Annotated in this window: 9 protein-coding genes; 3 read left to right on the top strand and 6 right to left on the bottom strand. The window is 48.7% G+C overall.

Annotated elements, in window-relative coordinates:
• Nucleotides 1-14: 14 nt before the first annotated feature.
• The gene (locus tag DXN05_RS19340) at nt 15-2,090 is read right to left on the bottom strand and encodes a ComEC/Rec2 family competence protein (RefSeq protein WP_116848930.1); all 2,076 of its coding nucleotides are present in this window, start codon (nt 2,088-2,090) and stop codon (nt 15-17) included.
• Nucleotides 2,091-2,150: 60 nt separating this feature from the next.
• Between DXN05_RS19340 and DXN05_RS19345 the strand changes: the two genes are divergently transcribed.
• The 3 genes from DXN05_RS19345 to DXN05_RS19355 all read left to right on the top strand — a co-directional run bounded on the left by DXN05_RS19345 (nt 2,151) and on the right by DXN05_RS19355 (nt 6,136).
• Nucleotides 2,151-3,365: a DNA polymerase III subunit gene (locus tag DXN05_RS19345; protein ID WP_116848931.1), complete on the top strand. Its 1,215-nt coding sequence runs from the start codon at nt 2,151-2,153 to the stop codon at nt 3,363-3,365.
• Nucleotides 3,366-3,583: 218 nt separating this feature from the next.
• Nucleotides 3,584-5,119 (top strand): PSP1 domain-containing protein, encoded by a 1,536-nt coding sequence (locus tag DXN05_RS19350; protein WP_116848932.1) that lies wholly within the window; start codon nt 3,584-3,586, stop codon nt 5,117-5,119.
• A gap of 276 nt (nt 5,120-5,395) precedes the next feature.
• The gene (locus tag DXN05_RS19355) at nt 5,396-6,136 is read left to right on the top strand and encodes a porin family protein (RefSeq protein ID WP_158559347.1); all 741 of its coding nucleotides are present in this window, start codon (nt 5,396-5,398) and stop codon (nt 6,134-6,136) included.
• 134 nt (nt 6,137-6,270) lie between these two features.
• Here the strand turns inward: DXN05_RS19355 and DXN05_RS19360 are convergent, their stop codons facing one another.
• The 5 genes from DXN05_RS19360 to DXN05_RS19380 form a co-directional block, all read right to left on the bottom strand.
• Nucleotides 6,271-7,446 carry an FtsX-like permease family protein gene (locus DXN05_RS19360; RefSeq protein WP_116848934.1) on the bottom strand — a complete coding sequence of 392 codons (1,176 nt, stop codon included), beginning with the start codon at nt 7,444-7,446 and terminating at the stop codon, nt 6,271-6,273.
• Nucleotides 7,447-7,469: 23 nt separating this feature from the next.
• Nucleotides 7,470-8,120, bottom strand: a complete 651-nt coding sequence (locus tag DXN05_RS19365; RefSeq protein ID WP_116848935.1) for an ATP-binding cassette domain-containing protein — start codon at nt 8,118-8,120, stop codon at nt 7,470-7,472.
• A gap of 92 nt (nt 8,121-8,212) precedes the next feature.
• Complete coding sequence (locus tag DXN05_RS19370; protein WP_116848936.1) at nt 8,213-9,901, bottom strand: DUF4836 family protein; 1,689 nt, start codon at nt 9,899-9,901, stop codon at nt 8,213-8,215.
• Nucleotides 9,902-10,076: 175 nt separating this feature from the next.
• Complete coding sequence (locus DXN05_RS19375; RefSeq protein WP_116848937.1) at nt 10,077-12,992, bottom strand: glycoside hydrolase family 3 N-terminal domain-containing protein; 2,916 nt, start codon at nt 12,990-12,992, stop codon at nt 10,077-10,079.
• A 223-nt stretch (nt 12,993-13,215) separates the two neighbouring features.
• Nucleotides 13,216-14,045, bottom strand: an 830-nt coding sequence (locus DXN05_RS19380) for an IS4 family transposase (protein ID WP_147313998.1), incomplete at its 5' end; no start/stop codon positions are given.

Below are 14,045 nucleotides of genomic sequence, written 5' to 3' on the forward strand. Positions count from 1 at the left end.
GCAGGGGTTACTGTTCACAGGGATGCTACAAAAGCGCCTTGTTCAGGAACAGAATGAAAGCGCAAATGTAGGCTGTCGCAATCTTTTTTCCATTTTTGTATTTTCCACAGCGGGTTACTGCTGTCGAAAACCAGTTGTTTGCAGTGAAACCATTGCTGCAGCTGGGCTACAGTGCAATGCGGGCTGTTAGAAAGGATGAGAATATCCACACTATAATTGCCTGTAAACGAATCAACTTTAAAGTCTGCCGGTAAAAACCCGATGATTTTGCCGTGGTACCGGTATAAAAAATGCCTCAGCACATGGGTTTCATCAATACCCAGCTGGGTATGTGCAGGCAGCAGTACCGATTGCTGCAACTGGTGGTTGATGGTTACTGCCGCATCACACTTCAGCCAGCTGGTACGGCCGGTGACCAATTCTGCAGCAGCTGTTCCGGGAATATTGTACACCACCATGTATTGCTGCCGCAAACTATGCCAGCGGAAACCGGTTTGTACCAATGCGAGTAGCACCAAACCTGCCACGGCCGGCAGCAACAAATTTCTCCTGGCAAACAGCAGCGCTGCGGCTGCCAGCAACACCACTGCAAACCACAGCAGCAATTCTGCATGGTATACATGCACCTGGCTGATGCGTGCAAAAGGCAACTGCCCCAAGCGCGCCACCAGTGCATTCATCAGCATTACCAGCCAGCCAATGGCCTTACCGCACCACACCGCCAGCGGGGTAATGCACTGCACCAGTAACAGCAGCAGTTCTCCATATAATACAATACCCGACAAGGGCACTACCAGCAGGTTGCTGAATAAAAACAACAAAGGAAACTGGTGAAAATAAAACAATACCAGCGGCAGCGTAAGCACCTGCGCGGCAATGCTCAGCGCCATCAGCTGCCAGATATTTTTCACCAGCCGGTTTTGCGGCAGCACCCAATGACTGATGGGTTTGTAAAACAGTGCAATGCCCAGCACTGCAGCGTACGATAGCTGGAAACCCACATCCCATAAACAAAAGGGATCGTACAGCAACAGGCAACAGGCCGAAGCTGCAAGATTATTGTACGGGCTGTTGACGCGCCCCAGCATGCCTGCCACGGTAATAAACGAAAACATGAGCGCAGCACGCACCACTGATGCGCCGGCACCTGCCAGCAATGTAAACAGCCACAGCACCACCAGCACAAGCACGCCGCGCAGCAGGCGCTGCCAGGGTTTGCGCCGCAGGAAAAATAAGGCACCCATGAGTACACCGTACAGCATGCCCAGGTGCAAACCGCTGATGGCAATAATATGCACCAGCCCTGTATCGCTGTAGCTTTGCAGCAGGGTTTTATCCAAATCGTTGCGATAGCCGATCAGCAATGCTTCTGCCAGCGCGCTTTCGGCTTTGCCGGGAATGCGGTTCTGCAGCAAACGCACCACACTGCCCTGCATGCGGTACAAATACTGTTGTACCAGGCTGGTATGGCCGGGTGGCAGCACTACATAATCTTTTCTTTGCAGCCATACCTGGTGGTACATGTTTTGAAAAGCACAATAACGACTGTAGTCAAACCCGCCTGGGTTACCGCTGTTCTGCACACGTTGCAGCGATCGTGTAAACAGCAGCCGGCTGCCAGTCTGCAGCGGGGTGGTTGCGCTGTCTTTTTGCAGGTACAGGCATAGTTTGCCGGTGGTTGCTTCCCACCCCCGTTTGGTTTTAATACCCAGCACACGGGCAGTGGCGGTATAACTGGTTTGTTTTAATACAGGCGGTTCAATTATTTCAACATATAGTGTGTTGCCGGGTTGGTACAGGTGTCCAAACCAGTTGTTTTTATTGCGTACATCTTTGCAATACACCACGGCACAGCCTGCCAGCAGCAGCAACAGTAATATACCTGTGCCCTGCAGCCATGTATACCGGTAACGCATTACCATGGGCAGGCGAACAAACAGCAACAGCAGTAACAGCAACAATAAGGAAGCACCCAGCAAGAGCCAGGCTGGCAGGGGCATGTACCATTGCAGTACAATACCTGCAATAAACGCAGGCGCTATTTTAACAAATGGCTGTGTTTGAATGGTGGCGGTAATTCCGGTTAGCATAGATAAATGTAACCAACACCGGCAGATTTGTCAAGTCGGTTTGTATGCTATCTTCGCTCCATGCAGTTTGAAAAGGTTATCGGGCAACAGGAAGTTAAACAGCACCTCTCCGAAATGGTGCAGCACAACAGGTTAAGTCATGCCCTGCTGTTCCTGGGCAAGGAAGGCAGCGGCTCCCTCCCGCTGGCACTGGCCTTTGCCCAGTACGTGGTGTGTGAAAAAGTGCAGGCCATTAACCGCCCTGCAGCCCCTGCCGGCCCCTCGCTTTTTGGCGAAGAACCTGCACCTGCGGCCCCTGCACAGGCGCCCACGGATGCCTGTGGTGTTTGTGCGGCCTGTGTAAAAGCGCAGCAGCTCATCCACCCCGATATTCATTTTGCCTACCCGGTTATTCCCAAAAAGAGCGGCGATAAGCCCACCAGTACCGATTATATTACCAACTGGCGCGAATTTGTAAAGCAGCAGCCTTATGGCAATTCGTTTGACTGGCTGCAGCTGATCGGTGCAGAAAACAAGCAGGGGAATATTACGGCCGAGGAGTGTAATGATATTATCCGCAAACTGAGCCTCAAGAGTTTTGAAAGCGAATACAAAATACTGGTATTGTGGATGCCCGAATACCTGGGCAAGGAAGGCAACAAGCTGCTGAAACTGATAGAAGAACCGCCACCGAATACCCTGTTTGTGTTGGTGGCCGAAAATGAAGAGCAGATACTCGCTACCATTTTAAGCCGTTGCCAGCTGGTAAAAATTCCGCTGCTGGAGAATGCAGACATAGAACAAGGTCTCATACAAAACACCGGCGCTGCGCCCGATGCAGCACGCCAGGTAGCCGGTATTGCGGAAGGCAATTACCGCGAAGCCCTGCAATTAATACAGCATGCTGATGCAGACTGGCAAACCCTGCTGCGCGAATGGCTGAATGCCACTTTGAAGGGCGGACCGGCAGCCCAGGTGAAATGGATTGAAGAAGTAAGCAAGATGGGCCGTGAAAAGCAAAAACAGTTTCTGCGTTATTTTAACCACCTGCTGGAACAGAGCATCCGCATACGCGTAATGGGGATTGACAAGGCGTTTTTACCTGAACAGGAAAAAGATTTTGCACAGCGCCTCAACAAAATTGCCTCGGTAAGCCAGCAGCAGGTGCTTATTGAAGAGCTGGATAAGGCGGCTTATTATATTGAAAGAAACGCCAATGCCAAAATGCTGTTCCACGCCCTTACCATCAAACTTTACCATATTATTCAGGATAAAGCGCTATTTTTGATTGAGTAGGTGTATTCCGTTCAATCGGTTTACACCCCGACGGAGAGATTTTGTGAAAGTGCCTGGTGAACCGCTTTGTTAAGTGTTTATCATATAATACGTTGACATACACTACCCAAAAAGTCTAAGTGCGGCCGTCTGCAATGCTGTAGAACTGCCGCCTGCACCTGCCTTTTACCGTCTTCCGCCTTTTTATTTAACCAATTGAACTATGTAAATACATCAATATGGGATGTGGATCATGTGGAACGGGTAAACCCGGCGGATGCAAGAGCAACGGCGGATGCAGCACCGGTTCCTGCAACAGGATGAATGTACACGACTGGCTGGTTAATTTACCCCTGAGCGATGTGGACGATGCATGCAAAATTGTGGAAGTAAGTTTTAACCAGGGCAGCCGCAAAGAATTTTACCGCAATACTTCTCTTCAGCATTTTGAAAAAGGCGAATATGTTACCCTCGAAGGCGTTAGCGGCTTTGATGTGGGTGAAGTTTCCCTCACCGGCGAAATGGTTCGCCTGCAGATGAAGAAGAAGGGGGTAGATGAGTTAAACAGCGATATCAAGAAGGTATTACGCCGCAGTACCGAAAAAGACCTGGAGTTGTTTCAGCTGCACAAGGGGCGTGAAAAAGACGTACAGGCCCGCAGCCGCGCCATTGCCCGCCAGCTGAATTTACAGATGAAACTGAGCGAGGTGGAGATACAGGCAGATGGCAAAAAAGCGACTTTCTTCTATACCGCTGATGACCGTGTGGATTTCAGGGAGCTGATTAAGATTCTCGCCTCTGAGTTTAAGGTGAAGGTTGAAATGCGCCAGATAGGTATTCGCCAGGAAGCCGCCAAAGTGGGCGGTATTGGCAGTTGCGGCCGCGAGCTGTGCTGCAGTACCTGGTTAACCGATTTCAAAAGCGTTACCACTACCGCTGCCCGCTACCAGAACCTTAGTATTAACCAAACCAAATTAAGCGGTCAGTGCGGCCGTTTAAAATGCTGTCTTAACTACGAGCTCGATACTTACCTTGATGCATTGCAGCAATTCCCCGATAATGCCGAAACGCTCGATACGGTGAAAGGCCATGCTTCGCTGATTAAAAAAGATATCTTCAAAAACCTGATGTGGTATGTTTTGCCTGAAAGCAACAAACAATACCCGCTTACCATTCAGCGCGTGCGCGAAATAAAACGCATGAACCAGCGTGGTGAAAAGGCTACCGAACTGCAGGCTGTAGAAGTAGTGAGCAGCAAGGTGAAAGAAATTGAACCGCAGTTTGTGGATGTAGTAGGCCAGATAAGCCTGCGCAGCCTGGAACGCAACAGCAAAAAACGCAAGGACAAGGAAAGAGAGCAACGCGGTAACGACCAGCGCAAAGGTGGTAATGAACAACGCGAAGCCAAAGACCAGCGTGGCAGTGGCGGTAACAACCAGCAGCCGCAACGTGGTAGTGGCAACCAGCAGCAGGGTGCACCTAAACAACAGCAGCCGCAGCAGAAACAACAACAGCAGCCGCAAAGGCCACAACAACCAAAGCCCCAGCAACAGCAAGGTGGTGGTAACAATAATAATAATGGTGCCCAGCAAAGGCCGCAACAGCCCAAACAGCAGCACCAGCAAAGGCCGCCGCAACAGCAAAAGCCACAGCAACCCCAGCAACAGCAACAAAAGCCACAACAACAGCAAAGACCGCCACAACAAAAACCACAGCAACCCAGGCCGCCGCAGCAGCCACCACAACAAAAGCCGCCGCAAAAGCCTACTGAATAATAAGCTAAAAGCCGTTTCTTACATACAGAAGCGGCTTTTTTGTTGCTGTTACGCACAACACATTTAACGCACACATCATTCGCTGTGTGCACTTTTTGCTTTGCCCGGTACATTTCCCAGGCAACCCCAAACATCCGTACATACCCTCCTATCAATTATTGTAATCATTTATAAGGCAATACGTTAAAGCATATTGAGAACAAAGTTCCACAGCGTATCCCACCTGATTGGCACGGTCTTAGAATCATGGTAGGTGGAGTTCAAAAACTATACACTATGAAAAAGACATCGATTGCAATTATGGCTGGTATTATCAGTCTCGCAAGCCTTAAGGCAACTGCACAAAGCACCACATCGGCAACTACCAACACCAACCCGGGTGGTATTTATTTGAAAGGTGGCTGGAACCTGGCAAACATTTCAACCAATGGCGACGGAACCATAAGTGACAAACACACTTTGTCGTCTTTTAATGTTGGTGTGCTGGGTGACATTCCGCTGAACGATATGTTCTCTGTGCAAACAGGTTTGTTTTTACAGGGCCGTGGTTCAAAGACCGATTATTTCGCAGACCCTAACAACAAGGACAACAACTATGTAAAAACCCGTTTTCGCCCGCTGTACCTGCAGATACCTGCCGACTTTGTAATTAAAGTTCCGTTGAGTAACCAGGCACGTGTGTTTCTTGGTGCAGGTCCTTACGTAGAAATGGGCATTGGCGGTAAATCAAAAGTTGAAACCAATGTAGGCGGCGTGGTTACTACCAGCAGCTCAACCATTAAGTTTAATGATGACGACCCTACCACCGGTGACCAGGAAGGTGCACGTTATGACAGGCTGAAAAGATTTGGCGTAGGTATTAATGCACTGGCAGGTGTTGAATTTAACCGTATTGCTGTAGGTGTTGGTTACGACTGGGGTTTAACCAAAATCAACTCTACACAAACAGACAACGGTGCTAACGACAAAAACAAATACCGCACCTTCAGCGTGAACCTCGGTATCCGTTTGAACTAAGCAGCAGGCCGTAGCTAACTTCACAGTCTTTGAAAATAATTGACAGAGACGTACTATGAAAACACATTGAATTTCCGTATCCCTTGTACAAACTATAACCCGTTGTTGACTTGCATCAGCAACGGGTTTTCTTTTTATCGTGCCTGTGCGATGTATTTCTTTACCGTTAAATAGTTTACCAGCCACAACACCAGCAATATCAGTAAGGCAGCTGCAAACGTGGTGTAACTGGTAGCTGCCGGCAGGTAAATACTTTTGCCCTGTAAAAAGCCGGCCATCAGCCATTGCAATATGGCAACCGCAACCAGCACAATTACCGTGATAATGATATTGGGCGGAAAAAACTGCCGCATCAAAAAACGCTGCAATTGCCGCGGTGCAGTACCCAGGGTAACCAGCAGGGTAATTTCTTCTTTACACGAAGCGATGGTTAACTGTATAAACAGGGTAAATATCAGGATGGCAAACAGCAGCATCATTACACCTGTAACCCAGGAGATATTTACAATCATGTTTACCTGCTGGCGGTATTTGCTAAAGCGGGTTTTGTCGGCATCTGTTTTTAAACCATGCTCCTGTAAATACTTTACCAGTTCAGGATTACCGGGATCTTTTGTTTTGATGATCAGGCGTGAAGGTTTTACCACCTCACCTGTTCCAAAACGTTTATTGGCCCAATCCATAAATTGCTGCGGCACCAGCAACGAAGAAATGCGATCGCTGAAACCAACTACTTTGGCGTAATAGTTTACATTACCTGTTGCGGTACTGATGCTGATTTGTATGGGCAGGCTTTTCACCACATCCTGTGTAAGCTGGGGCAGGTTTTGAGAGGGCGCAAAGCCAAAATTGTAGGCATCCAGGAACATATTGGGTACAATCATGGGAATAAACTGCGACTGATCCGTCCATGCCCAGTCTGCACTGGTTACATCAATAAACTCATCGGGCACGCTTTCAAAAAACAGGTCGGTGCTAAAGGGTATTTGTTCCCCATGCGCATAAATGCGAAAGCGGCTGGGTGTAAGCTGGCCAATGGCGTCTGTAAAAGGCTGCTGCTTTAAACCATTAATATCAGCAGGGCTAAGTTCTGCAGCGCCGATGTTTTGTGCGGTGAGCTGTTTGTTTACCACCAGGAAATTGGCAATACTATCCTGGCTGTTTTTGCTGTACAGCAGGCTGTGGTAATCAGCCTGCAGCTGCACGGCAGAAAGTATCAGCAATAACGCAACAGACAGTCCCAGCACAGCCATTAAAAAGCGGGTGCGGCCTGCGCCTGTGCGGATTAATTTTTTAAGAAGCGGGAACATAGGTATTCTTCCGGGTTTAATGCTTACAACAATAAATTGCGGGTGTAGGCAAAATGCGTGTCTTCATCCAGGTCGGTTAATATAAAGCCAGCCTTGCGTTTGGTGCATTCTGTGGCAATAAGCTCAGCCGCCTTGCCTGCATTGTTGTGGTCGAGATGACTAAAAGGTTCATCCATCACCAGCCATTCAAACGGCTGCACCAGGGCGCGTATAATGGCAATACGTTGCTGCTCGCCATAACTGCAAAGCCCGGCACGCTGGTTAAGCACATGCGCTACCTGCAGCTTTTCGGCCATTGCATCAATCACCGTTGCTTCGTAATAAGGCGGTGCAGTGAGCACGCGTTTCAGTTCAATATTTTCACGAGCTGTAAGGTTAGGAAACAAGCGCATGTCCTGGAATATGATGCTCACGGTTTGCTGGCGCAGTGCGGCTGTTTCGGCAGGCCGGTAATTGCGTAACGATTTGCCGCCCCAGCTCACCGCGCCTTCATAATCGTCGCGCAGCTTGTACAGGGTGTGTACCAGCGTGGTTTTGCCGGTACCGCTGGGGGCCTTTATTTTAACCCATTCGCCTTTGTTAAACGTAACACTGGTATTCCATATATCCGACTTTCTTTGTTCCAGCTTGTCTCTCAGCGGCACGGGCACCAGTTGTTGCAATTGTATCTGCATGTGGCATATCCATTTTTGCGTAAGGCAATATAAGCAACCCGCTTAAAAAAGAAGGCTGCCGTTGGGCAGCCTTCCGTTAATATTTGGTTGTATTAGTGTGCGGGTACCGCAGGCGCTGCGACCGTATCTACCGGTGCTGTTATAAGTGCATCGGCATTCGCCTTTTTCTCTTCTATTTTAGCCAATCGTGCTGAACCTGCACTGAACTTCACAATAGAAGCAAGACTGTTTTCCTTTTCATTCACCGTGCGCATTTCAAAAATGCTCTTCATGGCTTTTCCGTCGTAATTATCGGAAGCGAAATAAGCATCTCTAAATGTTTTCAGCGCCAACTGGTGTATGGCCGTTTTAGTGGTATCGGCAGGTGCAGGTGTAAAGCCGGTCATAATTTTGGCGATGTCAAAATACATGGCCGTTGCGCTTCCTTTTACCTTGTCTTTTACATCGGCAGCCAATGTGGCCTTGCCTTTGCCTGCCTTGTAATCGAGCAGCAATGCGCTATCTGAAGCAACCAGCACATTTTTATCGTCGATGCTGGCAGCAATGCCGGGAACAGGTGATATGGTATAACCGCCGGCGTTGGCCACCAGTACGCCTTTGGCAGCCAGGGCAGCTGTTACTTTGGTGTAGGCAGCTTTATCGCCCACCCTGGCGTTGAACAGGTATTTTACGGTAGACTGTTTGTAAGTAAGTGCAGGGTTGTAAGGAGAGGTTACTTCTTTTTCGCCTGCATCAGATGCGATAATGGCAAAATCACCTTTAAAGGCCTTGGTAACATCATCCAGTGTAAAGCCCATGCTGCTGTTTAAATAAGAATTGGCAGTAGCATCGAGGCCAATGAACTGTACAATGGCAGTGATGAGCTGCGGATTGAAAGAGAATACGCCAAAGCCGTCGATGTTGGCTGAAGGATATTGATCAACCATACCCATGTCGACTGTTGGGCCTGCATATTTTTTCAGGATATCGCCGAATGCTTTGTTGGCATAGTATTTAAACTCGCCTGCTACCTTACCGTCTTCAAAGTTCACGAAGCCTGCACCATAAGAATCCTTCATCAGGTCAGAAGCCTTGGTCATTGCTATCATCGGGATAGCCGTATTCAGCGTATTGCTGCTGTTGGTCCACAGCAAGGCATCAGCCTTGGTAGCAGTGAGGTCTCTGAATTCTGCAATAGAAGCTACGGAGGCTTCTTCTTTCAGCGCGAAAATATCGGCCAGCACCTGCTGTTGCTGTGCAGCACCTGCAGTGGCATTGGCAGTTGTGTCGAGCATGCTGTGTGTGTTGGGGTTACCCGCCAGCACCACGATATCGCCTGACCAGCCGATAGCTAAACTGTTCTGGATAGTTGCGAAAGAAAAACCGTTGGCTTTTTGTACGGTGATGCCGGGCTTCTGTTTTTTGATGTATGCTTCAAATTTGGTAGCGTCATCCAGCGCGGCTACTGCACCCAGTGTGGTAGAACTGCCAGACATGATGCTGCCTTTGATTTGTACAAATGCATATACATCTGACTGGAAGTTGATCCCTGAATTTTTCAGGTCATCCCATTTCTGTACATCGTTTGCATCAGCATTGTCGGCCAGTGCACTTTTAAACAGGGAATCGAGACTGATATTGCTTTTAGCCAGTTTCCCATTAAGGTTTTTAGGGTTGATGCCTATTACAAAAGAAGCATCTTTTGGGATGAACCTGACCTGTTTGGGCACTGATTTTTTGCAAGAGGCAAATACCAGTACCATGACCAGCGTTACACCCGTAATACGCAGTAGTGATTTCATAATGCTACAATATTAAGTATACGAATATAAGGCTTAGAACCAGAGAATTGTACAATTTGCGCCGATTTTCGGGGAATGGCTGTGCTGGCCTGTAAACGGCAAAGCAAGCGGGTATGGGCAATAAAAAAGCACGGCGCAAGCGCCGTGCTTTTGCAATGAATGATGCGGAAGTTATTTACTGCTTCATGGCAGCATAAATAATGTCCTGTATGTTAGAGCGTATATTCAGCTGCGAGAGGCGCAGGTTTTCTCCCCCTTCGGGGTTTACGCGGTTGCTGAAGAAGATGTACAGCAGGTTATACTGCGGATCGGCCCATACGCCGATGCCTGTAAAGCCTGTGTGGCCAAACGTAAGCGGCGATACGCTGCGGGCAGGGTATGCTTCCTTGCGGGTGGCATTGTCTTTTTCCGGTTTATCGAATCCCAGGCCGCGGCGGCTGATATTGCTGTGGTAGGCGGTAAAAAAGTCAATGGTTTCTTTTTTCAGCAGTTGTACACCATTTAAGGTACCGCCATTCAGCAGCAGCTGGTACAGTTTGGCCAGGTCTTCGGCATTGCTGAACAAACCGGCATGGCCTGCTACACCGCCAAACATGGCAGCACCGGGGTCGTGCACATCGCCACGCAGTTGCTGACGGCGAAAGAATTTTTCTTTTTCGGTGGGTGCAATTACGTTCAATGCGATACGATCGCGCGGGTGAAAGCCGGTGCTTTCCATTTGCAGGGGCTCATAAAAGGTAACGCGCACATACTCTTCGAGCGGCATGCCGGTGATGGCTTCCACTATTTTGCCCAGCAGTATAAAATCGTTGTCGCTGTATACATATTTATTGGGCGCACCCAGTTTGCTGTTGCGTATGCGTGCAAACATGCTGTCTACATAGTCTTTGCGCATGTACATATTTTCCGCTACACGAATGGTGTACTGCGTATCGGGCAAAGCCGCGTAGTAGCCTGGTTTGGGTTTACCAGTGAGGGTATCGATGGTTTCACGGTAAAAAGGAATAAATGCATTTAAGCCTGCCTGGTGCAGCAATACATTTTCGAGCGTTAAACCGGCTTTATCGCTGCCCCTGAGCCAGGGCAGGTAATTGCCCAGTGTTTGGTGAATATCCAGTTTACCCTGCTCGTATAATTTCATTACACTAACGGTAGTAGCAGATATCTTGGTAACAGAAGCCAGGTCGTACACGGTTTCAACAGTAACGGGTTCTTTACCATCGTAGCTCATGCTGCCATAGCCTTTGGCAAAAGCTATCTTGCCATTTTTAGCGACCAGCACCACGCAACCGGGTGTAGCGTGTTTGGCAATGGCAACTGCGGCAACAGAATCAATGGTGTTGAGTTTGGCGGTATCAAAACCCAGTGAAGCAGCGGGCGCTTCGGGCAGCCAATTATGCGCTACAATGCCATCGCCATAATGCAGGTTATCACATACGGTTACGGGCAGTTTACCTTTGGGCTGCAGTTCGCCTTTCAGCAAGGCCAGGGCTGTTTCGTGCATAATGCTGTCGTCTTCATAACAAGCAACAAGCACAGGCGCGTTGCACAGGTTTTTAACGGCATATGGATTACCGAATACCAGGGCAACGGTTGCAGGCTGCTGCTGCAATTGCTGCATCAACATGGTAGCGGCGCCGCTGATACCGAAGTTCCTGGCAGGGTATTTTGCATACTGGTGCAAACCAACAATTACTTCATCATACCCCTGTAACTGGCCAAGCAGGCGGGTGGCAGCAGCGCTGTCCTGCGCATAATCAAAATAAAAGCAGCTGGCGTTATAGGTTTGCTGTAACAGGCGTGCAAAGTGATTGGCGCCTTTTAAACCAATGCCTACATACGCTACTTTCTTAGCAGCACCTGTTGCCGTGTTGGCGGGATGGTGGTGCAGCAGGGTAATGGCATTGGCATATACTTCTTTTTTCAGCAGGTTCACCTGTGCATTCAGGTCTTCCGTTAAATGTTCGGTGTTGATGTTTTGTGCGGTATCCAGTCCCAGGTTGTATTTGGCCAGCAGCACTCTTTTTACTTTGGCTTCAATATCATCCCAGCTCAGTTTACCCTGGCGTACGGCTTTTCTTACTTTCTTAATGCTGCCTTTTACATCACCGGGCAGGCATAACATGTCGTTGCCGGCAATGAGTGATTGCGCAGCTGCTTCACCCTGGGGATAGAATTTGGCCACCCCTTTCATTTCGAGTGCATCGGTAAAAGTGATGCCTTTAAAGCCAAGCTGGTTGCGGAGCAGGCCGGTTACATTTTTATAAGATAGAGAAGTAGCCTGGTTGGGCGTACTATCGATAGCAGGAATATACAAGTGTGCCACCATTACGCTACCCACGCCTGCGCTGATGAGTTCGCGGAAAGGGTACAGCTCCAGCGAATCGAGCTGGGTAATGGATTTATTGATGACAGGCAGATCGAGATGTGAATCTACCGCCACATCACCATGACCGGGGAAGTGTTTGGCGCAGGCCATTACACCGCCATCCTGCATACCCTTCATTACCTGTGTACCCAGCAGGGATACGCGGTATTTATCTTCACCCAGAGAGCGGAAATTGATAACCGGGTTGTTGGGATTGTTATTAATATCTACCACGGGCGCATAGTTCACCTGTATGCCAATGCGTTTACACTGCGCAGCAATAGCCTGCCCCATTTTATACGCCAGCGCAGCATTCTGCACGGCGCCCAGGGTAAGCTGGTCAGGGAATTTTACGATGCTGTCTGTAAAACGCATACCCACCCCTGTTTCACCGTCAATACAAACCATGAGGGGTGTGCGTGCTTTTTGCTGCAGGGCATTGATTACGGTAGCCTGCTGTACGGGCGAACCCTGGAACAGGCAAATAGAGCCGATATTGTACTTTTTAATGTCAGCAGCAATCTGCTGGTCGAAAAACACCACATTGCTGCCCCTGCGTTCGGACAGGCGCAGCACCATGAGCTGGGCGATTTGCTGTTTTTTAGACAGGTGTTTAAACGTGCTGTCAACCCAATGACTGGCAGCAGCCGAGGGCTGCAGGAATTGCTGGGCCGAGGCCAACCTGGCTGTGAACAAACAGCTCAGCAACAACAGATACTTCATAAGCGGGGCATACGATTGGATGAAAAAGGGGAAGATAGCACAAAACCCGCAAAAACCCGCAAAGTATCGGGGAACAGGCGTCGGGAATCGAGCGTTGGAAAGCTGGGTCAATAGTGAATAGTCAATCACTGTTGTCCGGTAAAAACGGAAAGCAGTGCTTTTTTTTTGCTGTAATGCAACAAAATCAGGCATGTGAGTGGTTGTATAAAAAGGCAAGCCCCCTTCATTGTGAAGGGAAAAAACTAAGCTGTATTTGGGGGTGCGGATTTTTATAGTTTAACAATGCCTTGTCCGGGTTGATTAAGAAGTGAAGTAAATCTATATAGGTAGCCAGATGTAACCGGATAAGCCCGGCCAGATTGGCCATCGACCAGCGTTTTGCTTTTTGCAACCGCGCTGCCTTGTCCTTTATTATTTTGATCAGTAAATCGGCTATTAGCGTAGACCACAACTGGATTTGGATAGCGTTTTCGTTGTCTCCGAGAAAAAAGTGCAGCTGAAAATTTTGTTTGATTCTTTTGAACAGCAATTCTATCTGCCAACGCTGGCGGTAAATCTCTGCTATGGTTAAAGCATCCAACTCAAAATTGTTGGTAATAAAACGCAACTCTTGCTTGTTGACTGCATCGAAAAATACAATCATCCGCGCTTTAAACCGGTTTTTGTCCTGGGAATGGCCCAGCTCTACAGTCCAATCCTCCTTCACACCCGCCAGGTGTTGTTTTATCTCCAATGGGTTGTTTTCTACCAGGGTGAATACACTGCGGCCGTGCAGCCGGGTAACCCAGGTTACCTGTTCATTATTCCACTGGTTGTACTGGTTGTAATTTCTGTATGCCTTATCCATTACTACGATGGAGCCAGCGGGCAAATCCAGGTTATGGATAAACTTAACATCACTTGCTTTACCGGGTGTAAGCTTAACAATGCATGGGAGATTATCTTTTGCCCTGACAACCATATGGGCTTTAATACCGCCCTTCTTCCTGCCGTTTTTACCCCTGCATCCAGTACTCTGTATTACGGTAGAGAACAGGCTGACGGTAGTAGAAT

The sequence above is a fragment of the Deminuibacter soli genome (assembly GCF_003412455.1).
Taxonomy (GTDB): domain Bacteria; phylum Bacteroidota; class Bacteroidia; order Chitinophagales; family Chitinophagaceae; genus Deminuibacter; species Deminuibacter soli.